The sequence below is a fragment of the Bartonella sp. CR127HXZ genome, from assembly GCF_042194555.1.
GTDB classification, from domain to species: domain Bacteria; phylum Pseudomonadota; class Alphaproteobacteria; order Rhizobiales; family Rhizobiaceae; genus Bartonella; species Bartonella grahamii.
The window spans coordinates 181,044-203,482 of record NZ_JBHIMZ010000002.1 but is presented as its reverse complement, the minus strand read 5'-3'; the positions used below and the strand labels follow the sequence as shown (position 1 = coordinate 203,482).

18 protein-coding genes are annotated in these 22,439 nt (G+C 36.4%); 10 read left to right on the top strand and 8 right to left on the bottom strand.

Annotation, left to right across the window (positions count from 1 at the left end):
• The first annotated feature begins 96 nt into the window (after window positions 1-96).
• Window positions 97-3,006 carry a DNA polymerase I gene (gene polA, locus ACFIKY_RS02190; protein ID WP_375644355.1) on the top strand — a complete coding sequence of 970 codons (2,910 nt, stop codon included), beginning with the start codon at window positions 97-99 and terminating at the stop codon, window positions 3,004-3,006.
• A 5-nt stretch (window positions 3,007-3,011) separates the two neighbouring features.
• On the opposite strand, the gene ACFIKY_RS02185 is transcribed toward polA, so the two are convergent.
• The 7 genes from ACFIKY_RS02185 to ihfB form a co-directional block, all read right to left on the bottom strand.
• Window positions 3,012-3,875 (bottom strand): endonuclease/exonuclease/phosphatase family protein, encoded by an 864-nt coding sequence (locus tag ACFIKY_RS02185; protein ID WP_375644356.1) that lies wholly within the window; start codon window positions 3,873-3,875, stop codon window positions 3,012-3,014.
• Window positions 3,876-3,987: 112 nt separating this feature from the next.
• Window positions 3,988-4,761: a Bax inhibitor-1/YccA family protein gene (locus ACFIKY_RS02180; RefSeq protein WP_012754440.1), complete on the bottom strand. Its 774-nt coding sequence runs from the start codon at window positions 4,759-4,761 to the stop codon at window positions 3,988-3,990.
• A 1,004-nt stretch (window positions 4,762-5,765) separates the two neighbouring features.
• The gene (gene lspA, locus ACFIKY_RS02175; protein ID WP_375635362.1) at window positions 5,766-6,269 is read right to left on the bottom strand and encodes a signal peptidase II; all 504 of its coding nucleotides are present in this window, start codon (window positions 6,267-6,269) and stop codon (window positions 5,766-5,768) included.
• Window positions 6,259-7,113, bottom strand: coding sequence for an RNA methyltransferase (locus tag ACFIKY_RS02170; RefSeq protein ID WP_273787537.1), 855 nt, complete (start codon window positions 7,111-7,113; stop codon window positions 6,259-6,261). The genes lspA and ACFIKY_RS02170 overlap by 11 nt, the downstream gene beginning before the upstream one ends.
• A 2-nt stretch (window positions 7,114-7,115) precedes the next feature.
• Window positions 7,116-8,051: a class I SAM-dependent methyltransferase gene (locus tag ACFIKY_RS02165; RefSeq protein ID WP_375661330.1), complete on the bottom strand. Its 936-nt coding sequence runs from the start codon at window positions 8,049-8,051 to the stop codon at window positions 7,116-7,118.
• Between the two features lie 182 nt (window positions 8,052-8,233).
• Window positions 8,234-8,530, bottom strand: coding sequence for a lipopolysaccharide assembly protein LapA domain-containing protein (locus ACFIKY_RS02160; RefSeq protein ID WP_375635364.1), 297 nt, complete (start codon window positions 8,528-8,530; stop codon window positions 8,234-8,236).
• 7 nt (window positions 8,531-8,537) lie between these two features.
• Complete coding sequence (gene ihfB, locus ACFIKY_RS02155) at window positions 8,538-8,816, bottom strand: integration host factor subunit beta (RefSeq protein ID WP_012754445.1); 279 nt, start codon at window positions 8,814-8,816, stop codon at window positions 8,538-8,540.
• Window positions 8,817-9,000: 184 nt separating this feature from the next.
• Here ihfB and lptC point away from each other — a divergent pair, with 184 nt between their 5' ends.
• The 6 genes from lptC to rlmN all read left to right on the top strand — a co-directional run bounded on the left by lptC (window position 9,001) and on the right by rlmN (window position 16,069).
• Window positions 9,001-9,645, top strand: a complete 645-nt coding sequence (gene lptC / locus ACFIKY_RS02150) for an LPS export ABC transporter periplasmic protein LptC (protein WP_375644358.1) — start codon at window positions 9,001-9,003, stop codon at window positions 9,643-9,645.
• Between the two features lie 76 nt (window positions 9,646-9,721).
• Entirely contained in the window at window positions 9,722-10,318 is a 597-nt protein-coding gene (locus ACFIKY_RS02145) for an LptA/OstA family protein (RefSeq protein ID WP_375635366.1), read from the top strand.
• A 6-nt stretch (window positions 10,319-10,324) separates the two neighbouring features.
• Complete coding sequence (gene lptB / locus ACFIKY_RS02140) at window positions 10,325-11,119, top strand: LPS export ABC transporter ATP-binding protein (protein ID WP_375635367.1); 795 nt, start codon at window positions 10,325-10,327, stop codon at window positions 11,117-11,119.
• 911 nt (window positions 11,120-12,030) lie between these two features.
• On the top strand, window positions 12,031-12,495 hold the full coding sequence (gene ptsN / locus ACFIKY_RS02135; RefSeq protein ID WP_012754449.1) for a PTS IIA-like nitrogen regulatory protein PtsN: 465 nt from the start codon (window positions 12,031-12,033) through the stop codon (window positions 12,493-12,495).
• Window positions 12,496-14,296: 1,801 nt separating this feature from the next.
• Entirely contained in the window at window positions 14,297-14,800 is a 504-nt protein-coding gene (locus ACFIKY_RS02130) for an invasion associated locus B family protein (protein ID WP_026500150.1), read from the top strand.
• A 42-nt stretch (window positions 14,801-14,842) separates the two neighbouring features.
• A complete protein-coding gene (gene rlmN / locus ACFIKY_RS02125; protein WP_012754451.1) occupies window positions 14,843-16,069 on the top strand; it encodes a 23S rRNA (adenine(2503)-C(2))-methyltransferase RlmN in 1,227 nt (408 codons plus the stop codon).
• Window positions 16,070-16,566: 497 nt separating this feature from the next.
• On the opposite strand, the gene ACFIKY_RS02120 is transcribed toward rlmN, so the two are convergent.
• On the bottom strand, window positions 16,567-17,214 hold the full coding sequence (locus ACFIKY_RS02120) for a LysE family translocator (RefSeq protein ID WP_375661329.1): 648 nt from the start codon (window positions 17,212-17,214) through the stop codon (window positions 16,567-16,569).
• A 170-nt stretch (window positions 17,215-17,384) separates the two neighbouring features.
• Here ACFIKY_RS02120 and ACFIKY_RS02115 point away from each other — a divergent pair, with 170 nt between their 5' ends.
• From ACFIKY_RS02115 to ACFIKY_RS02105, 3 genes are all read left to right on the top strand, one after another.
• Window positions 17,385-18,632 (top strand): argininosuccinate synthase, encoded by a 1,248-nt coding sequence (locus ACFIKY_RS02115; RefSeq protein WP_375635369.1) that lies wholly within the window; start codon window positions 17,385-17,387, stop codon window positions 18,630-18,632.
• Window positions 18,633-18,996: 364 nt separating this feature from the next.
• The gene (locus ACFIKY_RS02110; protein WP_375635370.1) at window positions 18,997-20,658 is read left to right on the top strand and encodes a lysine--tRNA ligase; all 1,662 of its coding nucleotides are present in this window, start codon (window positions 18,997-18,999) and stop codon (window positions 20,656-20,658) included.
• The gene (locus ACFIKY_RS02105) at window positions 20,658-22,232 is read left to right on the top strand and encodes a peptide chain release factor 3 (RefSeq protein WP_208438469.1); all 1,575 of its coding nucleotides are present in this window, start codon (window positions 20,658-20,660) and stop codon (window positions 22,230-22,232) included. The genes ACFIKY_RS02110 and ACFIKY_RS02105 overlap by 1 nt, the downstream gene beginning before the upstream one ends.
• Window positions 22,233-22,439 lie beyond the last annotated feature (207 nt).

Genomic DNA, 22,439 nt, shown 5'->3' with positions numbered 1-22,439 from the left:
GCTTTTTAGAGGCAAAGTGAAAAAAATAAAATAAAAGTGAAAAAAATATATAAGGGTAATTTGCGTTTTTAGCTAAAATGGAGAAATAAAATTGTCATGAAAGCAACAGATCATCTTTTTTTGGTTGACGGATCAGGCTATGTTTTTCGTGCTTATTATGCTTTGCCGCCTTTAAAACGTAAAAAGGATGGACTTCCTGTAGGAGCAGTAGCTGGTTTTTGCAATATGTTATGGAAATTACTTTGTGATGCTCGTAATACAGCGACTGGTATTGTTCCAACACATTTTGCTGTTATTTTTGATTATTCATCTGATACTTTTCGGAAACAAATTTATCCTGAATATAAAGCGAATCGCGCTGAACCTCCTGAAGATCTAATTCCTCAATTCGCGCTGATACGTCAAGCAACGAAGGCTTTTAATTTGCCTTGTATTGAAAAGGAAGGCTTTGAAGCGGATGATTTGATTGCTACCTATGCAAAATTGGCAACAAAGGTTGGGGCAAAAACAACCATTATTTCTTCTGATAAGGATCTTATGCAACTCGTAAATACGCATGTATCTTTATATGATGGAATGAAAGACAAGCATATAGGTATCTCAGAAGTTGTAGAAAAATGGGGTGTTGCACCTGAAAAAATGATTGATTTACAAGCATTAATTGGAGATTCAACGGATAATGTACCGGGTATTCCAGGCATTGGTCCCAAAACTGCAGCTCAGTTGTTAGATCAGTTTGATTCTCTTGATATTTTATTGCAAAACGTAACAGAAATTAAACAAACAAAACGACGTGAAAACATTCAAGCTTATAGAGAACAAGTTAAAATTTCTCGTGAACTTGTTAGGCTTAAAACAGATGTTCCTATAGATAATGATTTAGATGATTTTATTTTGGAGCCACAAGATGGTCCACGTTTAATTGCTTTTTTGAAAGCGATGGAATTTTCAACATTAACGCGTCGCGTGGCAGAGGCAACGTCATGCGATGCGGCTGTTATTGATGCACTTGATATAGATGTTGAATGGGAAAAACTGAGCCACGGGCATGATTCTGATATCAAAAATACTGAGCGCGCATCTCTTCATAATTTTTCTGAAAATTCTCCACAAGTTTTTGCACAAAAACGTAAAGATCAAGCGCTGACTCAAAAAATTACAAGAGATGCTTATACAACAATTCTTGATGAGGAAATTTTAAAAGATTGGTTATCACAAGCACAAGAGCAGGGTTTTTTCGCTTTTAATACTGAAACAACATCTCTTGATCCGATGCAAGCAAAGCTTGTTGGTTTTTCACTCGCATTACAGCCAGAAAAAGCAGCTTATATACCTCTTGAACATTTTGATGAAGGAGAAGAGGATCTTTTGAGGGGCGGGCACATTGCCTCGCAGATTGAGACCCGAAAAGCTTTAGCACTTTTAAAACCAATATTAGAAGATTCATCGGTGTTAAAAATTGGTCAGAATATAAAATATGATTGGTTGGTGATGAAGCAATACGACATTATTATAAGCTCTTTTGATGATACCATGCTTTTATCATATGCTTTTGATGCTGGAATATTAACCCATAATATGGATGATTTATCTGAACGTTGGCTTGAGCATAAACCAATTTCCTATAAAGACTTAACGTATAACGGAAAAAAAATTACTTCTTTTGCACAAGTAGATTTAAAACAAGCAACCCTTTATGCGGCGGAACGTGCTGATATAACGCTACGCCTTTGGCAAGTATTAAAACCGCAACTTGTTGCTCGTGGAATGACAAAAATTTATGAACGTCTTGATCGACCCCTTGTAGAAGTTCTTGCAAGAATGGAAGAACGTGGGATTCTTATTGATCGGCAGATTTTATTGCGTCTTTCAGGAGAATTGGCACAAGCTGCTTTGATTCTAGAAGAGGAAATTTACAAACAAGCTGATGAAAAGTTTAATCTTGCTTCGCCAAAGCAATTAGGGGATATCCTTTTTGGAAAAATGGGATTACCTGGAGGCGCTAAAACTAAGGGTGGACAATGGTCAACTTCTGCACAGACCTTAGAAGAGTTGGCTGCTGAAGGTCATGTTTTACCGCGTAAAATTATTGAGTGGCGTCAACTTGCAAAGCTAAAATCTACCTATACAGATGCCTTGCCTTCTTATATTTTTTCAAAAACAGGGCGAGTTCACACGAATTATTCTTTGGCAATAACATCAACAGGGCGGTTATCATCATCAGAGCCAAATTTGCAAAATATTCCAGTGCGGACTGCTGAAGGACGTAAAATTCGAACAGCTTTTATTGCTCCAAAAGGACATGTGTTACTTTCTGCTGATTATAGTCAGATTGAATTGCGTATTCTTGCACATATTGCGGATATAAAAGCATTAAAAGAAGCTTTTGCTAAAGGGCATGATATTCACGCTATAACGGCATCACAAATGTTTGGTGTTGCGATAGAAGGAATGCATTCAGATATACGACGGCGTGCAAAAGCGATTAATTTTGGTATTATTTATGGTATTTCAGCTTTTGGATTAGCAAATCAATTGGGAATTTCACGCCAAGAAGCGGGTCGTTATATTCAACTGTATTTTGAAAGATTTCCAGGAATTAAAGATTATATGGAGAAGACCAAAATCTTTGCACGTGAAAATGGTTACGTAGAAACAATTTTTGGACGTCGTATCCATTATCCAGAAATAAAAGCAAAGAATGTAAAAATTCGTTCTCTTAATGAGCGAGCAGCTATCAATGCTCCAATTCAAGGTTCCGCGGCTGATATTATTCGCCGCGCTATGATACAGATGGAAAATGCTTTAAAAGAAGAAAAACTATCAGCAAAAATGTTGCTGCAAGTGCATGATGAACTGATTTTTGAAGTACCAGAAGAAGAGAGTAAAAAAACCATGGCTGTTGTTAAAAATGTTATGGAAAATGCTACAATGCCGATTTTATCTTTATCTGTACCGCTTGAAGTAAAAGTCATGACGGCTCAAAATTGGGATGAGGCACATTAATTTTTTTATTTATTTTTAAGAATGTTGATTGCGTTGGAAAGATTAAGATAGGCTTTGATAGGCAAATGATCTGAAGCAATGCGTGCAAGCGGTGAATGATGATTTTCAATACTTGTTACCAATTGGTGGGGAAAAGAAAAAACTCTATCAAGGGCTAAAAAAGGAAAGCGAGAGGGAAAACTTGGTACAACTTCAAAAGTGCTATCAAAATAGGGAAAAAAATGATTTAAAGATGAGCCTTTTCCCATCCGCCATTCATTAAAATCTCCTATGAGGAGTGTAGGCATAAGGGAGCGTTTTTGGAAAATTTCAAGGAGCATTTTTGTTTGTTGTTTACGAGAGTAACGTAATAAGCCAAAATGAGCCGCAATAATACGAATAGGGCCTGCTGCCATTTCCAACTCTACAATTACAGCCCCACGTGGTTCAATACTAGGCAGAGTGACTTGTAAAGTATCACGTACATATCCCTTTCGCAAAAAAAGAGCATTCCCATGCCAACCGTGTCCATGAGGTGACATAGTATTAAGAGGTACAGGAATCAAACCGGTTTCAGCTTTTAATAGCTGAAGATTAATCAAACCGACGCGTTCTCCAAAACGTCTATCTGCTTCTTGAAGAGCAAGGATATCAACTTGTAATTCAGTAATAACACGGACAATTCTTGTAGGATTAAAAATTTTATCAACACCTACACATTTATGCACATTATAGGAAGCAACAGTCAGATCATAATTACTATTTTGATTGATGATGTTTGATTGATGATGAGAGCGGCTGTGAATTGCATTTAAAAGGGAGCTATGGAGTTTTTGTTGGATAAAACCGGTAAACCAAGGGAATTTTTGCTTATAAGGTATTTTTGTCATTTTGCGAAAAGAATAGTCCCTAAGAGGCAAAGGGTAAAGACTTACACTAAAAACAAAAGAACCTTGTCTCTTTTAGAAACAAGGTTCTTTAATTAAGTTATGATTTCTGCAATCAATCACGGTTTGAGCCAAGAAATTGTAGCAAGAAGACAAACATATTGATGAAATCAAGATAAAGATTCAACGCGCCCATAATAACTTTACGTCCTCTGGTGTCGCTTTCATCTCCTTCATAATACATCAACTTAATGCTTTGGGTATCGTAGGCTGTTAAACCAGCAAAGATCAACACGCCAATCACAGAGATAGCAAATTGCAAAGCGCTTGATCCAAGAAAAATGTTCACAATCATGGAAAGAAACAAGCCGATCAATCCGATGAATAGGAATGAACCGATTGCCGTGAGATCACGCTTTGTCGTATAACCATAAAGTGAAAGAGCTCCAAAAGCTGCAGCGGAAATGACAAAGGTTTGCACAACACTTTCTGTCGTATAGCGCAAAACGATTGAAGACAGTGAAAGACCAACCAGAGCAGCATAACCAAAAAAGAGGCTACGAGCAGCATTTGTGCTCAATGTATTAATTTTAAAACTGAGGAATAAAACTGCTATGAGTGGTGCAAACATAACAATGTAAGAGAATGGCGATGTATAAAATGTTACTCCAAATGATGTTAAATAAACACTGCTATTGATTTGAGCTGCTGCTTGGCTCATATCTGTTGTCGTTGCTAATGATACAATTACATAAGCGGCAGCAGCTGTAATAAGCAAACCAATGGCCATTGTATTGTAGACACCCAACATATAATCGCGCAATCCCTGATCAATTGATGCATCGGCGTGAGAAGTAGGCGCCGAACGTAAATTTTTAAAATTAGCCATAATATAAAATCCTTTAGCATATGTCCCGTCAGGTATAGGGCTTTAAAAGTGTCTCTGTCATTACACAGATAAGCTTGGCATAAGCCTTAATTGGGCAAATACAAAAACCCTTAAGAATCACTGACAGAATTCCAGCATATTTGCTCTTATTATGGAGATTTATTTAAAAATTACAAGAGATTTATATGAAGAAGGAACCTTACAAATTGGTAAGGAAACGGTTCATTTTAATAAAAAATATTTCCATTTTTTGCCATATTTTTACAAGATAAAAAGACTACACTCAAAAAATTTTTATTATTCACAGAAACTATGTAATACAATCCTTTATAAAATATCCACTATTTTTGCATTTGTAAGAAGAGCGGCAAGTATCTATAATACTATTTTTCAACCTTCAATATTGCACCTGTTTTGCACGGTTAGAAGAGCTATTGAATTGGATTTATATAACATATTGATATATAGTGATAAACTGTCTTTTTGTATGCTAAATGATATTTCAAATAAAAGAGATTTAGGCTATTAAGGGCTTTTATCCAATATAAAAAACGATGATTTATATTTATAATCAATAGGTTGCTTTAACAATACACCATTGAAAATAGTTGAAAAAATGTTTTTTATTAAACAATATATAAAATAAAAAAGGAGAGTTTTTTAACGAAGCACTTAAGAAAGGCTCTGTAAAAAACAATATCTGTAAAAACTAAAAAACATATGAAAAGCAAATGTTCTAAGCAAATAATAGAACTTTAAATGCTGTAAAATATTTTCTCTCTGAATTTGATAGAGGACATATGGATAAAAAATATTGATTTCTATTTGAGTTCATTTCTTTTGCATTGACCAAGTGTAGAAGTGTAAAGTTGAAAAATAAGATTTTATAATTTTATGAAAAGAAACACGAAAAACAATTAGCTGCAAGAATTATCCAAGAAAAATCAATTTACAATCAGGCTTATGATGGTCAATAAGCTCTGTTTTCTAAGACAATGAGCATATCAATGAGAAGATGTACTGTTAGAATGACGTTTTTCTTTCATCCAAGTGCGCAATTCTTCAATAAGAATGGCAATAACACCGAGAGTTATAAAACTATCTGCAAGGTTGAAAATAGCAAAATAAAAAATATCATCAATATGAAAGAGTATATAATCAGTGACATGATGAAAGCGAATACGATCAACGAGATTGCCAATTGCTCCCCCAATAATAAGAATAAGGCCAAAGCGCATTAAAGACTTATTATGTTCAGTATTTTTCCATAGCCATAGAAGGAAGATAATCACAATGATTGTGATGGCGATGATTCCCCAGTGAGAAAAGGAAGAAAAAAACGAAAATGCAATGCCAGAATTACGCACATGATAAAGGGAAAGAAAAGGTATAAGCGAAATTTCTGTTCCTAAAGGCATATTGTGCATAACCCAGTATTTGACAGCTTGATCAAGTACTACTGTAAAAGCCAAGCCCAAGAGAAGAAAAGGGAGTGATTTACGCATCATATTTTTCCTCACATGGTTCCAGTATTAAATAGGGGCGACGGATTTCATAAAGCATAACAGCTGTTGCTACAGCTAGATTAAGCGAGTCTGCACGTCCGCTTTGTGGAATACGCGCAAGTTTATCACACCGATTTGTAAGAAGATCTGATAATCCCTGTTTTTCATTTCCCATTAAAAGGATAATAGGGCCATTTTTGAAATCAAGTGTGCGATAATCCAGAGATCCTTTGAGATGTGTTCCAACGATCATACCTTTAAAGTGAGCAGACCAGTTTAAAAAGGCGCTTTCATCAAGACGATAAAGTGGTACAGAGAAAATAGATCCCATGGTTGCACGGACCGTTTCAGGCGAGAAAGGGTCTGTTGTTTCGCCAATTAAAATAACACCTTTAGCACCTACAGCATCAGCAGTTCGAATAATGGTACCAAGATTTCCAGGGTCACGTACACGATCTAGCGCGATGTAAACATCTTTAATCTGTCCTTTTATCATTTCAAGAGAGTGCCATTTTTGCTTGAAAATACCAATAACTGTTTGTGGATTATCGCGTCGTGTAAGTGATTCCATAACCTTTTGTGAGGCTTTAATAACAAAACCACCGTTGGCTACAGCACGTGCGGCAGTATTTTCGATAGCAGCATTACCGATTTTACTTTTAGAAAAAATAAGCGTCTGTATTGTCCAGCCGAGATTGAGAGCATCAATGACCAATTTCAATCCTTCTGCCATGAAAAGACCTTCTCTATTACGGTTTTTCTTTTGGCTAAGTGCTTTAAGGTCTTTTATGATGGGGTTGCTAAGAGAGGTAATTTCTTTCACTCTACCAGTTTTGGGTCTACACATATTCAAGCAATCCAACGGCTAAAAAGAGAAGTAGAAAGAGCACGTCCTGAAACTTCTTCACGCAAAATGAGTTCTCCTGATTCGACCGTACCACCAAGATTTACAAATGCATCACGCATTAAAGCATGAAGTGCAAAAAAGGAAGCACGAATAGAATAAGCTGTAAGGACAACAGAGAGCGGTTTATCAGAGAGAAGTTTACGACAATTTGAGATCATAGCGGGTAAATGATCAAACAGTTGCCAAATTTCACCATGGGGTCCACGCCCATAAGCAGGGGGATCAAGAAGAATCATATCATAGCTTTTCTTACGACGCAGTTCACGCTCGACAAATTTCATAGCATCATCGCAAATCCAGCGAATAGAATGATCTGGTAATCCTGCTTTTTCTTGATTAGCTTTTGCCCACGCAATGGCTTTTTTAGAAGCATCAACATGGGTAACATTCGCACCCGCTCGTGCCCCAATCAAAGAGGCAATACCTGTATAGCCAAAAAGATTCAACAATTTTATAGGACGTTCGGCTTTAACAATTTGCTCTTCCATAGAGCGCCAATGAGCATCTTGTTCAGGAAAAACCCCCACATGACGAAAGGAAGTAAAACGGCCTAGAAAAAACAATCCATTCCAAGAAAGAGTCCATGTTTCATCAAGTGGCTTTTTAGGAAAATGCCAACGACCAACCCCTTCTTCATCACGGTTTCCTGTGAAAATAGCATCAACATCAGCCCATTGTTTTCGTGGTAAAGCGGGTTTCCATAGTGCTTGACCTTCTGGTCGAATAATGCGGTAAGCTCCATAACGTTCTAATTTTTGTCCATGACCAGAATCAATGAGAGCATAGTTTTCACTTACACCTGTTTCTAAAATAAGGGGCAACTTTTCCTGCGGATATCTATTGTTATGGGAGGAGGATTGAAAGCATTGTGCGGACATGTTTTGTATCACGGTATATGAGGTATGAAAATATATTATAAAGCTCTTAAGTGTTTCGTAAAAGTGCAAAAGAGCTAAAGCCAATTAAAATATGTATAAAATATGTATAAAAAAAGAAAAGAGCACTTTTAACTCTGTACTGAATATAAAATACAGAGAGAAAAGATTTTATTAAAATACCATTACACCAGATTTGTGATAGACGTTTTCAATTTCTCGATCTCTGCTTTACTTTTTTTGAGAGCTTTTTTGTATTTGTGATAGGAAAACCAACTGATCAGATTTCCTAATAAAATACCAAAACCAAAGAAAATAAAGAGCCATATAAAAAGGGGAGCATGATAAGTAAAACTTTCAGAATCTGCTCTAAAAGGATCAAGGGTTAACGGAACCATCTGACGATTAGCCACGATAAAAATAATCAAGAACGCTGTGAGAATCACACCGATACTTGTTAGAAGAATACGTTTAATTATCATAAGTTTCTCACTGATTAAGACGGTCGCGTAAATCCTTGCCAGTTTTAAAAAAAGGAATCCACTTTTCTTCAACAGAAACGGCTTCACCTGTTCGTGGATTACGTCCATTACGGGCTGAACGGCTTTTTACAGAAAAAGCTCCAAATCCACGAAGTTCAACGCGATTGCCATTTGCAAGTGCTGTTGAAATTTCCTCAAAAATAGCGTTTACAATATTCTCTACATCCCGTTGAAAAAGATGCGGGTTATGACGAGCGATAATTTGCACAAGCTCTGATTTTACCACAATAGCCTCACTTTCACACAAAAATTTTTTTGTAATTGTGCACTTCATGCATATTACAATATATAAACGGATAAAAGCAAAATAAAACCAAGAAAAAACAAATTGCAAGAAACAAAATTTGAAAATACCTTCTATAAAGGTTATACAGATTAAAAATGCGGAGTATTTAAGAGATTAGGAGAGTATGTCCGTACACAATAATTATGAAGCCTTTTCAACGCAATCATCTTTTGGAGATGTTTTTAAAAAAGCATCCCTTCATTCGCGTCGTATTAGCATATTAAAAATTTTTTTACCTCTCTTAGCGTTGATTTCAGCGCTGGTTTTTTGCTGGTTTACGTTTTTCTTGGTTCCCGTTACTTCTGATTCTATGCCTTTGAATAATGAAGAAAGTGGCGTGGTGAATTTGACAATGCTCAATCCAAAGTTAGAAGGGTATACGCGTGCTCATGAACCTTATTGGCTTAAAGCAGAAAAGGCATTTCAAGACCATACACACTCTGGAATGATTGGGTTGCAAAACATTACAGCTAAAGCATTTATGGGCCAACAAAAACAGGTTTTTCTCGCAGCACAAGGGGGGGTTTACGATAACATTAATGGTTTTTTACAGTTGGACAAGCCATTCACCATTACGACGAATGATGGGATGATGGCACAATTTATGTCAGCGAGTATTAACTTATCCGAGGGACAGTTAAAAACAGATCAGCGTGTTAATATTCAGCAAGCCGGTTTGCATCTTGCCGCAAATGCCTTACAAATTCGAGAAAAAGGAAAAAACATGTATTTCCATGGTGGTGTGCATTTAGTGCTTCAAAAGCAATGACGTAATATCAATACGAATCTTCAAAGGATATTTATAAAGAGAAGTATGTGTATATACAAACAGAAGAATTGAAATAATGAAATCGTACAAAAGATGGATAGGTGTGACCTTGGCTTTTAGCATGGGAATGTTAGGAGGAGCAGTTTTAGGATATGCCGAAGTGGCTCATTTTGGAATAAGTTTATCAAGCGACAAAGAACCGGTAGAACTTCATGCAGATTCTTTGGAAATACGTGATAAAGAAGGGATAGCGCTTTTTAAAGGTGATGTTTCAGTGGTGCAAGGTGAACGTCTTTTAAGAACGGCAAAATTAGTTGTTTACTACGATAAAGCATATAAAGAAATTGATAAAAACAAGGAAGATACAAAGGCATCATCTGTTTCTTTATTTGGTTCGTCGGGTATACAAAAAATGGAAGCTTTAGGAAAAGTTTATATAAAAATTGCTACGCAAATTGCTACGGGTGATAAAGGCGTTTTTGATGGAAAGTCAAAAATGATGAGTTTGACAGGGAGTCATGTTGTGTTAACTGACGGTGACAATGTGGCCACGGGGTGCAAACTAACGGCAAATATGGAAAGCGGAAAGGCTTTTTTAGAAGGTTGTGAGACGCCTAAGAAAAAAGGTCGTGTTTCTATTATTTTAAAACAAAATCAAAAGAATGGCCATTAAGATTTCATGTTTGGAATCAAAAGAAAAAAACAGACCGATAAATATAATCTTGAAAGTGAAGCTTCAAAAAATCCCTTAAAAGGGACCTTGATTGCCAGTAACTTGATTAAAGTTTATCGAGGAAGACGAACTGTTAATGGTGTTTCTTTTGGCATTCGTACGGGAGAAGCCGTTGGCATTTTAGGGCCCAATGGGGCAGGTAAAACAACTTGTTTTTATATGGTTACGGGGCTCATAAAATCTGATGGAGGATCCATTAAAATTGATGGATTTGATATTACGCATCTTCCGATGTATCGACGTGCGCGTTTAGGTATTGGATATCTTCCACAGGAGGCTTCTATTTTTCGTGGTCTTTCAGTAGAAAATAACATTAAAGCTGTTTTAGAGGTCGTTGAAAAAGATCGCCTTAAACAACGTGAAGAGTTAGATAGCCTTTTACATGAATTTAAAATTGATCATTTACGTAAAATGTCTGCACTTTCGTTATCTGGAGGTGAACGTCGGCGACTTGAAATTGCGCGCGCTTTAGCTTCTCGTCCCCATTTTATGTTACTTGATGAACCATTTGCAGGAATTGATCCTATCGCTATTTTCGATATTCAACAACTTATTCGTCATTTAACTAGGCGTGGCATTGGTGTTCTAATAACGGATCATAATGTGCGTGAGACATTAGGGCTTGTCGATCGCGCTTATATTATTCATACAGGGCGGGTGTTAGTTCACGGTTGTCCTAATGATATTATCAACAACGTTGATGTACGCAGAATTTATTTGGGAAATCAGTTTTCTCTTTGATTTTACAGCTTTCACGAGTTTCCATTTAAGTTTAACCAAACATTATTACTGAAAATCTCCTTATTTATGCCAAAACTTCTTTTATGACTATAACCTTAATGTTGTTATTGAGTGGTGAAAAAGACTTCATCATTAGAGGGTTAGTTTGTTGTTTTATAAGTTTAGCTTGCTCATGATTGTATCATAGAAAAGATATCACTAGATTAACTTGATAATGAGTGATAAACGAAGCTCTCAATAAATGCGTGTGTTATTGAAAGGTAAGAGATATTTATCATATTTTTCTCTGTCGAATCAAATAATATATCGATGATGCTGTTTTAGGTATTTTGATGGGAGCACCGGTTATATATTGCGGTTATTCAATAGGAGTTGTCGTATTTTATTGGTTTATATGGCCTATTTGAAAATAAGAGCTCGGCTAAAGATATCAGGATAAATCTATAAACCTTTCAAAATAATCATTAAATCTCTAAAAACCTTTATATTCTTGTTATAAGGCGATGTTCAAGCTATACAGTAATTTTCAAAGTAAAGGTCCATTTTGCTCAGTATGCTTTTCATCTTAATTTAAGGGCTCATTTTTAAAGAAAGAAAAACTCTGATGGCGAATTATACATCAACTCTTATGACAAGTTTAATAAATTTATGAATAATGACCTTTTCTAGAGTCGTGAGGAAATTAACTTTATGAACAACTTCATTTCTTTGGTTTCTCATGCCGTTAATGATGATCCGAATACTATTTATTGTTGTGTTAGAAGTGATATGAGATGTATTGAGCCATCACCCATTATAAATTGAAAAGTAAAAACACATGCGATGTTGCGAAAAGTGAAAGAACATTAAGTATCTATACCGTTTATAGGTTTATTGATGAGCATTTTAGCGTGTAAGAGGAAAATTAAAGTATGAATTTGAGTGAGTTAATAGCACCGGAAGCGATCATTCCGGCTCTTAAGGCTAATTCGAAAAAACAGGTTCTGCAAATTTTAGCCGAAAAAGCTTCCAAGCTAACAGGTCTTAGTGAGCATGTGATTTTTGATGTTGTTTTACAACGCGAGAAGCTTGGTTCAACGGGTTTGGGTGGAGGTATTGCGATTCCTCATGGAAAATTACCTGATATTAATCGGATCATTGGTATATTTGCACGTCTTGAAAGTCCTGTTGATTTTGAAGCTCTTGATGACGAACCTATAGATCTCGTTTTTCTCCTTTTAGCACCTGAAAATGCTGGTGCAGATCACTTAAAAGCTTTATCACAGATCGCACGTGTTTTGCGTCACACTGATGTTGTGCAAAAATTGCGCAATACGCATAATGCTAATGCGCTTTATGCTTTACTGATTCAAACTTCAGAATCAAATGCAGCTTAGAAGATATTATGAGTGTATAAGTTGCAAGGTATACACCACGGAACGTAGAAAATAATATAATTTTTATCTTAAAAGACTGATAACAAAAGGTTATGTCATGCAATTTTGAGAAATCGTTTCTAAGCGAACCTTCTTTTTAAAGAGCAAGTAACAAAAACGAAGTACTTGTTTTTGTTACTTGCTCTTGTATATTAAAGCATCTAATCATTATGCTTCGTGGGTTAATTTATCCTGTTGTACTGTAAAAAGCCATCATTTGAGGTGTGGAGAGATAAGGCATGTAAGTCTTCTTAATACATTAAATGCTTTTAGAATGTGTGGTAAATATTCTTAAGCAGGACTTGTTTGTAGAGCTTTTGGTTAGGTAAATCACATAAGTGGGAAGACAAGAGGAGACCGCTCGACAAGAATCCAAACTTTTTCAGTCCAGATTGGATTAAGAATCTTTGTCCTTTGAAAGCGGGAAAGAAATCAACAGAAAAATTTATTTGTGCATCGAATTTTTTCGTAAATTGAGTTTGAGTGTTTAGGGATAATATTTTAATGCTCAAGAAGAAATAAGAGTGTATCCTCAGTATAGCAAGATATTGATTTATAAATATAATTCACTATTTTGCATGTTGTAAATGGAATTAGCGTGTGGATAAAAACTGTACAAGAAAGGGTAAAAATGCTTCCTATGAATCGTCTCAAGTATCGAGGGTTGTAGCAAAACATTGGGAGCTGGAAAATAGTGTTATGGTGCCGGTTTGCTTCTTCACAAGTGGAGAGGTCAACTATTTTATAGATATGATTTAGATGTCAGCTGTTTTATAGAGCCCATGCTAAAAAACAATTTTGTACGGTAAAAATGAAAGTTATAGCTTTAGGTTGGGTGAAACAGCTTTGTGCATGGGAAGATTTATTCAGATCCACTTTAATTGATTAAAATGTTGTTAAAAAACGATAAGGTTAAAATTGCTGTAGAAAAAGATTTTATATTTTTGTTGATAAATTACTTAGAAATAAGAGAAGGAAACTTTTCAAAAGAATTCTTAGGAAGTTTTTTATAACAGAAAGGAAAATGTCGTCTAACATATTAAAATAATATGATTAAGCTATTATAAGCTACTAAAATCATTTTAGAAATTAATAATTGGAGATAAAATATATAGGGAAATAAGATCAAAAGAAACAAAGTGGTATGTGATTATTGAGATAGAATCTGAATTCTTTATGTTTTATTATTAATATCTTGATAATATTTTATTATTTTTACAAGATATTTTGAAGATTGAGAAAAAGTGTTATCGGGACGATATTGAATACGAAGTATGAATGCACTATAATGGGTGAAAGATGGAGTATTTTGTGAACATAAATGTATTGAATGCATAAAGTCGAGAAGTGATATCCGTAAGGCGATTAAGCTTTTTTGCGGGGAGTATGGGGTGTATTTTCAAAATTTTGCATCAGATTGCTTGTGACATAAAGAGTATGGTTTATTTCTTAACAGAGTGATGGTATATTTTCATCTCGTTTTGAAGTTCTATAGCTTAAAGAAATCGTTTTTTATACAAAAACGAAATGAGTAGCATAAAATGAAGATGTTATTTTTTAATGTGGTTATTGAATAAGAAGTTTATGTTTTGGTAACGATTAAAAGGTCACAATGGAACGTGGAAATCTATTCTGGTTAGTGTGAAAATATTTCGCTTATTGAAGGAATTAAGACAATAACACATGGATATCGAGGAGTTTTTGTTGAATTTTTCCAATGAAGAGAATCTTGTTAGAGACTAAAGAAGTGAGCTAAATGAAGATGTTTGAAAAGACTGTTATTGCTGCATCTGTAATGGTTTTTGTTACAGCGGGCGTGGCATATGCACAAACGCCAAGCCGTTTAAATCAATTTGAAGCGTGGGGAGCCTATTCTTATAAATCGCCCAAAAATACGATTTGCTATGTGTTATCGGTACCTTTGAAGGCTCTTCCAACGACAGTTAATCATGGTGATAACTTTTTCTTGGTTACCAAGCGTTCTCATTCACCTATTTCGTTTGAACCGCAGTTTATGGCTGGTTATACCCTTCAAGAAGGGTCGAGAGTGACAGTGACCATTGGAGGTAAGGACTTTGATTTTTTCACGAAAGATTCCTCAGCTTGGTTGGCTTCATCAGAGCTAGAAAAGCAGCTTGTTTCTGCTATGCGTGCAGGAAGCAATATGACAGTGAAAGCGATATCAAAACGAGGAACGCATACCACTTATACTTATTCCTTAAAAGGGGTTACTGCTGCATTAAATGCAGCTCAAAAGTGCCATTAAGGTTTCGATAATTTCTAAAATAGTGATGTGAATTGGAAAGCAATGGCCATTTCCTATGACCTTAGACCAGTTGGTTCATGTTTTGCGCGAGAAACAGATAATGTGGTCGTGAAGGAGAGTTCTAAGCTCTCTTTAATTGGTTTGTCGCAAGATGAGATGGTGCAGGCTTTAAAGACAGTTGGTGTACCAGAGCATCAAACGCGTATGCGTGTGCGTCAGCTTTGGCATTGGCTTTATGTGCGTGGCGTTTCAAATTTTGATGAGATGCTGAATATTTCTAAAGCAATGCAAGAAACACTTAAGTGTCATTTCTCCATTGCGCGCCCAGAAATTGTTGGAGAACAAATATCAAAAGATGGTACGCGTAAATGGCTCTTACGTTTTCCTGCACGTGGAGCTGGAAGGCCTGTTGAAATTGAAACGGTTTATATCCCTGAAGAAGGACGTGGTACTTTATGTCTTTCATCGCAAGTAGGGTGTACGTTAACTTGCTCTTTTTGCCATACGGGAACGCAGATGCTTGTTCGCAATCTGACTGCGGAAGAAATTTTGGCACAATTATTGGTTGCACGTGATTGTTTGGGTGATTTTCCTGATAAAAATACCCCTGATGGGGCAATAGTTCCCATTGAAGGTCGCAAAATTACCAATATTGTTATGATGGGGATGGGAGAACCTCTTTATAATTTTGAAGCTGTTAAAAAAGCTTTATTGATTGCTTCTGATGGCGACGGGCTTTCTTTATCAAAACGTCGGATTACGCTTTCAACCAGTGGGGTTGTTCCTGGAATTATCCGAACCGGAGAAGAAATTGGTGTTATGTTGGCGATTTCACTCCATGCAGTACACGATACATTAAGGGATATGCTTGTTCCCATTAATAAAAAATATCCGCTTGCTTTACTAATGGAGGCTTGCCGTAATTATCCTGGTCTTTCCAATGCAAAGCGAATCACTTTTGAATATGTTATGCTGAAAGATATCAATGATAGTTTAGATGATGCTAAGCGATTGATTAAGTTATTGAAAGGGATTCCTGCTAAGATCAATTTAATCCCTTTTAATCCGTGGCCAGGGAGCAATTATCAGTGTTCTGATTGGGAGCAAATCGAGCGTTTTGCTGATGTCGTTAATCAAGCGGGCTATGCTTCTCCTATTCGGATACCGCGTGGACGCGATATTTTAGCGGCATGTGGACAACTTAAATCAGCTTCAGAGCGTTTACGGAAATCTGAACGTTTGCGACTTGAAAATGCCATTGGTCATTAGTTAATGCAACTTTCTGCGATATTAAAGCCTATGCTTTTTTTTCAGTAAATCAGCATATAATAGCATGTGTGAGACAGAGATTAAGATGGATAAGTGTTAGACGAACAGTTTCAGCTTTTATATGCTCAATGGGGAGAAATATTGTATATAGCAGTCTGTTTGCGTAATTTCTAAAATAAGGAGGAAACCTCATTTAGAGGCAATATGAAGTCTTAAGGGTCTTAACTAATTTCCATATTATTATCGTACATTTTAATTCTATTTTATGACTTTTAAAAGCATCTACGGTAATATCTTTTAAAAAGTGGAGATTGTGTATTGCCTCACTCTTTTGTTTATTACGTTCTTTAAAAAGATTTCGCTTCACACACGAAAACTCCCGATTCGCTTATAACGTACAAGGGAAAGATATTGTTTGATTCAAAATAAACAGGTTTGAAATGAGAGAATCCTACAATATTTTGGTTCTCATTTAAATTAAAAACGATAAATTACATTTATAAATCAATTTTTGTAACTATAAGGAGATGGAGGGCAAAGATAGTAAAAGTACCAGCAATAAGCCAGTCGAGAAAGCGAATATAAAGAGGTTTTTTCTTGAGAATTTTGGTAAGTTTATGCGCTGTAAAAACGATAGAAATTGTAATGGGAAAAGAAATAGGGATATAAGAGAGTCCTAAAAAGAGTAGCTTTTGTGTTGCCATAGGATCATCCGCATTGATAAATTGTGGTAAGAATGTCGCGTTAAAGAGTATAACTTTAGGATTTAAAAGATTGATTCCAATACCAGCAAGATAGTTACGTTTAGCGCTTTGAGATTTAGAAGATGTCTGTTCGAAGGAAAAAGTTGGATTTCTCCGTAACGCTTGAAAAGAAAACCATAAAAGATAAAAGGCGCCAGCAATTTTTAGAAGAATAAAAGTGTGTGGCGCAGCAAAAATAAGCGCTGATAAGCCAAGTGCTACAGCGGTAACCTGAATGGCAAACCCTGTTGCACTACCCAAGGCGCACATAATTCCAGCTTTTTTGCTTTGTGTAATGGTTCGTCCTACAGAAAGCATCATATCAGGTCCTGGAATAAGTGCTAAAATCAACGATGCTAAAGAAAATTGTACAACAATAGACCACTCCGGTAGAAATGACACGTAAATCTCCTTTTATTTTTAAGCAGTATTCATTATTTACACTCTAAAGCGTTTTTATTTACGTTTTTTGCGTCTTTTTAATGTTGCTTAAAGAGAATTTATTTTTATATTTGTTGCATTGTTTTGATTTCTAGGTAGAGATAAAAGAGCAGCTCATATAGAATTTTGAAATGAAGAAGTGGCAAAATATTAGAAAAGTTGTTTTGGCTTATTCAGGGGGATTGGATACGTCAATTATTCTCAAATGGTTGCAAAGTACGCTAGGCGTTGAAGTTGTAACTTTTACAGCGGATTTGGGGCAGGGGGAAGAGCTAGAATTTGCTCGTCGTAAAGCTGAAATGTTAGGTGTTAAAGAAATCTATATTGAAGATTTGCGCGAAGAATTTGTGCGTGATTTTGTTTTTCCGATGTTTCGAGCCAATACCGTTTATGAGGGAACTTATCTTTTAGGAACATCAATTGCACGCCCACTTATTTCAAAACGCCTTATTGAAATTGCTAAGGAAACAGGAGCAGATGCAATTGCTCATGGGGCAACGGGCAAAGGCAATGATCAGGTACGCTTTGAGCTTTCCGCTTATGCTCTTAACCCTGATATAAAGATTATTGCTCCATGGCGTGATTGGGATTTTAAGAGTCGGACAGATCTGTTTGAATTTGCTCGTATACATCAAATTCCTGTAGAAAAGGATAAGCAAGGCGAAGCACCTTTTTCAGTGGATGCAAATTTATTGCATTCTTCATCAGAAGGAAAGATTTTAGAAGATCCAGCACTTCCTGCTCCTGAATATGTCCATATGCGTACTCTTTCGGTGGAAGATGCTCCAGATCAAGCAACCAGAATCACTCTTGGCTTTAAAAAAGGTGATGCTGTTTCAATCAATGGAAAAAATTTATCTCCTGCAACTTTACTTGCAGAATTAAATCATTATGGGCGCGATAATGGTATTGGTCGGTTAGATTTGGTAGAAAATCGCTTTGTGGGTATGAAATCGCGGGGTATTTATGAAACACCAGGGGGGACCATTCTTTTAACGGCTCACAGAGCTATAGAATCTTTAACGCTAGATCGTGGTGCAGCTCATTTGAAAGATGAATTGATGCCACGTTATGCAGAACTCATTTATTATGGATTTTGGTTTTCGCCGGAACGTAAGATGCTGCAGGCAGCTATTGATTTATCTCAAGAACATGTTGAAGGTGAAGTCACGTTAAAACTCTATAAAGGAAACGTAATTGTTGAAGGGCGCCAAAGTAAAAAATCACTTTATTCGAGTGAGTTGGTAACTTTCGAGGATGATCAAGGTACTTATGATCAAAGAGATGCAACTGGTTTTATTAAATTAAATGCTTTACGTTTGCGTACATTAGCAATGCGTCATCAAGGTGACAAAAAAAGAAATAGAAAATTACAGTGACAAGTGTAAAGTAGGGGAAGTACTTTTGTATGGAATGCCTAACTTAAGCATTTTTATCTGTTGGTTTTTGCAGTCCGTTCATTCAATGTTAGAGGCTTCGCTTTTGTACTAAATCAGTATAATAAGCAAAATTCATGATAATAATAGCAATGAAGGCTCTGATAATCAAAACAAGTCAATTTTGCTTTATAATATTGAATGTTTTTGATTTTTATCAGAACAAAATATGTTTATAGCGAGGGCGATTTTTGTATTGTGACTTAAGAGTATAAAGAAATTTTCATCTTTTTGCTTGCTATTATTGACGAATAAATTCAAGAACCATACACCCTATTTTGAAAGAGTGTAATTTTTAGGACAAATAATGATGCGTGATCAGTGTGATACCCTTAACCTTGCGCCTGAATTAAAAGATGCGGCTTTTCAATCGAGAACTTGGCCATTTGAAGAAGCACGTAAGATTATCAAACGGTATGAAAAGACGGGTTATCCAGACAGTGTGATATTTGAAACAGGTTATGGACCTTCTGGTTTACCGCATATTGGTACTTTTGGGGAAGTTGCACGTACAACCATGGTGCGTCATGCATTTCATATTCTTACGGAGAATAAAGTAAAAACAAAATTGCTTTGTTTTTCTGATGATATGGATGGTTTGCGCAAGGTTCCTGAGAATGTGCCTGATCGCGAGAGGATGGAACATTATCTTGGTCAACCGTTGAGCCGTGTACCCGACCCTTTTGGAGATGACTATCCTTCTTTTGGGGCAGCAAATAATGCGCGGCTACGGGCTTTCCTTGATCGTTTTGGTTTTGATTATGAATTTGCAAGTGCTACGGATTATTACCATTCTGGTCGTTTTGATGAAACACTTTTGAAAATCCTTGCCTGTTATGACAAGGTTATGGCAATTATTTTACCAACATTGGGTGCAGAGCGGCAAGCGACCTATTCGCTCTTTTTACCAATTTCTCCCTTTTCTGGAAAAGTATTACAGGTACCGATGATTGAGCGTAATGTTGAAAAAGGTACAGTTACTTATATCGAACCAGAAACAGGAGAAACCATAGAAACAGAGGTTACGGGGGGCAAGGTTAAATGTCAGTGGAAGGTGGATTGGGCAATGCGTTGGACAGCACTTGGCATTGATTATGAAATGGCAGGAAAAGACCTTATCGATTCCACAAATCTTTCTTCTAAAATTTGTAAAGTATTAGGTGGGAAGTCCCCAGAAGGATTCAACTATGAGCTATTTTTAGATGAGAAAGGGCAGAAAATTTCCAAATCCAAGGGAAATGGCTTAACCATTGATGAATGGCTTACTTATGCCCCAACAGAGAGTTTAGGGCTTTATATGTTTTCAAAGCCTAAAACAGCAAAAAGGCTTTATTTTGATGTCATTCCTAAAGCGGTTGATGAATACTATGCGCATCTTTCAGCCTATGGTCGCCAAGAATGGAAAGAGCGGTTGAATAATCCTGTATGGCATATTCATAATGGTTGTCCTCCGCAGGTTGATTTGCCTGTTTCCTTTGCGATGCTTTTAAATTTGGTAAGTGCTTCAAATGCGGAGAATGCAGAAGTTCTTTGGGGTTTTATTTCTCGTTACGCTAAAGGAGCAAATGCACAAACTTATCCAGAACTTAATCAATTAGTGAAGTTTGCCATTAGATATTTTGATGTTTTTGTTAAACCAAACAAAAAATTCCGGCTCCCTGATGATAGCGAACGAGCAACATTAGCACAAATTGATGAAAAATTAGCTAATTTACCTGAAACTGTTGATGGCAATATGCTACAAAATATGCTTCTTGATGTTGCGCGGTTAACGGAACGCTATCAAGATCATAGCAAAAAAAGCCCTGAAGGTGGGCCTGGTGTTTCCAATGTTTTTTTTCAAATGTTGTATGAAGTCCTTCTGGGACAAGAGCGAGGTCCACGATGGGGATCATTTATAGCGCTTTATGGGATTAATGAAATGCGTGCACTGATTGCTGAAGCGCTTGCACGTCCTGTGGAGGAATAATGGAAAAGAGAGTGCAGGAAGTAAAGCGACGCCGTACATTTGCAATTATTGCTCACCCAGATGCTGGGAAAACAACATTGACAGAAAAGCTTTTATTGTTTGGTGGTGCTATTCAACTTGCAGGAGAAGTAAAAGCCAAAAAAGATCGTATTCAAACCCGTTCTGATTGGATGAATATTGAGCGTGATCGTGGTATTTCCGTTGTAACTTCGGTGATGACGTTTGAATATGAAAATCATATTTTTAATCTCCTAGATACTCCAGGACATGAGGACTTTGCGGACGATACCTATCGCACACTCACAGCTGTTGATAGTGCTGTCATGGTTTTGGATGCGGCACGGGGAATTGAGCCTAGAACATTAAAATTGTTTGAAGTGTGTCGGATGCGGGATATTCCTATTGTTACGTTTATCAATAAAATGGATCGTGAGGCACGTGATCCTATAGAGCTTTTAGATGAAATTGAAGAAAAGCTTGCTCTTGATACTGCGCCTATAACATGGCCAATTGGTACGGGTAAAGATTTTGTTGGTACCTATGACCTTTATCATAATCGTTTTCGTCAAAAAGATGATGAGATAACACAGCAGATAGTTTCAAATCCCAGAGAGGTTGTCCATTTACTTCCTGAATATCAACATTCAACTTTTATTGAAGGGGTAGAACTCGCTCAAAGTGTTTGCAAGAATTTTGATCTTCAAGCTTTCCGTGAAGGTCATATGACTCCGGTTTATTTTGGTTCAGCTTTGCGAAATTTTGGTGTTCGTGATTTGATCAATGCGCTTATTGATTTTGGTCAAAGTCCTCGTGACCAAAGTGCAGATCAGCGCAATGTCATAGCCATGGAACCTAAAATGACGGGATTTGTTTTTAAAATTCAAGCAAATATGGATCCTAATCATCGTGATCGTATTGCATTTTTTCGGGTATGTTCGGGAACACTTGAACGTGGTATGAAGACAAAGTTGGTTCGAACAGGAAAACCAATGACACTTTCGGCTCCACAATTTTTCTTTGCGCGTTCACGCCAAATTGCTGATCAAGCCTATGCCGGTGATATCGTAGGGATTCCTAATCATGGAACATTGCGTATTGGCGATACTTTGACTGAAGGAGAAGATATCCTCTTTAAGGGAGTACCAAATTTTGCACCAGAGATTTTGCGTCGTGTTTGTTTGGGCGATCCAATGAAAGCAAAAAAGCTCAAAGAAGCTTTGCAACAAATGGCTGAAGAAGGGGTTGTACAATTGTTTATTCCTGATGATGGGTCGCCTTCTCTCATTGGTGTTATTGGTGCTTTGCAAATTGATGTTTTAAAAGAACGATTAAAAATAGAATATTCTTTGCCAGTGAATTTTGAGTCTGCGCGTTTTAATTTATGTCGTTGGATTTCAGCGCAGAGCAAAGATGAGTTGCAAAAGTTTCTCAGCAATCACCGCTCTGCTATTGCGTATGATTTAGAAGGTGATCCAGTCTTTTTAGCGGAGAATCATTTTTCATTGAATTATGAGGCAGAAAGAGCTCCTAAAATAAAATTTTCTGCTTTTAAAGATTACCAAGTACGCTCTTAAAATAAAGAAAAATATTTTCTACAATAATTTGATTTATAATGATAATTTATCATTTTTTATATTGGGTTAAAAATCTGAATATTATAAGTTTCTTATATTGAAACAATCAAAATCGTTTGTTTGCATGTCATAAGTAGGATTGATGTGTGCGTAAAACACTGGAAGCAAGAAATACAAAGCCTCTTATAAATCTTCTCCATAGCCAAG

Excerpts from the sequence above, each read along its gene's own strand:
- ACFIKY_RS02185 (WP_375644356.1), bottom strand. The coding sequence starts at position 3,875 with ATGACAAAAATACCTTATAAGCAAAAATTCCCTTGGTTTACCGGTTTT.
- ACFIKY_RS02145 (WP_375635366.1), top strand. The coding sequence starts at position 9,722 with ATGAAATCGTACAAAAGATGGATAGGTGTGACCTTGGCTTTTAGCATG.
- ACFIKY_RS02115 (WP_375635369.1), top strand. The coding sequence starts at position 17,385 with ATGAAGAAGTGGCAAAATATTAGAAAAGTTGTTTTGGCTTATTCAGGG.
- ACFIKY_RS02160 (WP_375635364.1), bottom strand. The coding sequence starts at position 8,530 with ATGATAATTAAACGTATTCTTCTAACAAGTATCGGTGTGATTCTCACA.
- ptsN (WP_012754449.1), top strand. The coding sequence starts at position 12,031 with ATGAATTTGAGTGAGTTAATAGCACCGGAAGCGATCATTCCGGCTCTT.
- ACFIKY_RS02170 (WP_273787537.1), bottom strand. The coding sequence starts at position 7,113 with ATGTGTAGACCCAAAACTGGTAGAGTGAAAGAAATTACCTCTCTTAGC.
- ACFIKY_RS02180 (WP_012754440.1), bottom strand. The coding sequence starts at position 4,761 with ATGGCTAATTTTAAAAATTTACGTTCGGCGCCTACTTCTCACGCCGAT.
- ACFIKY_RS02105 (WP_208438469.1), top strand. The coding sequence starts at position 20,658 with ATGGAAAAGAGAGTGCAGGAAGTAAAGCGACGCCGTACATTTGCAATT.
- polA (WP_375644355.1), top strand. The coding sequence starts at position 97 with ATGAAAGCAACAGATCATCTTTTTTTGGTTGACGGATCAGGCTATGTT.
- lspA (WP_375635362.1), bottom strand. The coding sequence starts at position 6,269 with ATGATGCGTAAATCACTCCCTTTTCTTCTCTTGGGCTTGGCTTTTACA.
- ACFIKY_RS02110 (WP_375635370.1), top strand. The coding sequence starts at position 18,997 with ATGATGCGTGATCAGTGTGATACCCTTAACCTTGCGCCTGAATTAAAA.
- ACFIKY_RS02130 (WP_026500150.1), top strand. The coding sequence starts at position 14,297 with ATGTTTGAAAAGACTGTTATTGCTGCATCTGTAATGGTTTTTGTTACA.
- ACFIKY_RS02165 (WP_375661330.1), bottom strand. The coding sequence starts at position 8,051 with ATGTCCGCACAATGCTTTCAATCCTCCTCCCATAACAATAGATATCCG.
- lptC (WP_375644358.1), top strand. The coding sequence starts at position 9,001 with ATGTCCGTACACAATAATTATGAAGCCTTTTCAACGCAATCATCTTTT.
- lptB (WP_375635367.1), top strand. The coding sequence starts at position 10,325 with ATGTTTGGAATCAAAAGAAAAAAACAGACCGATAAATATAATCTTGAA.
- rlmN (WP_012754451.1), top strand. The coding sequence starts at position 14,843 with ATGGCCATTTCCTATGACCTTAGACCAGTTGGTTCATGTTTTGCGCGA.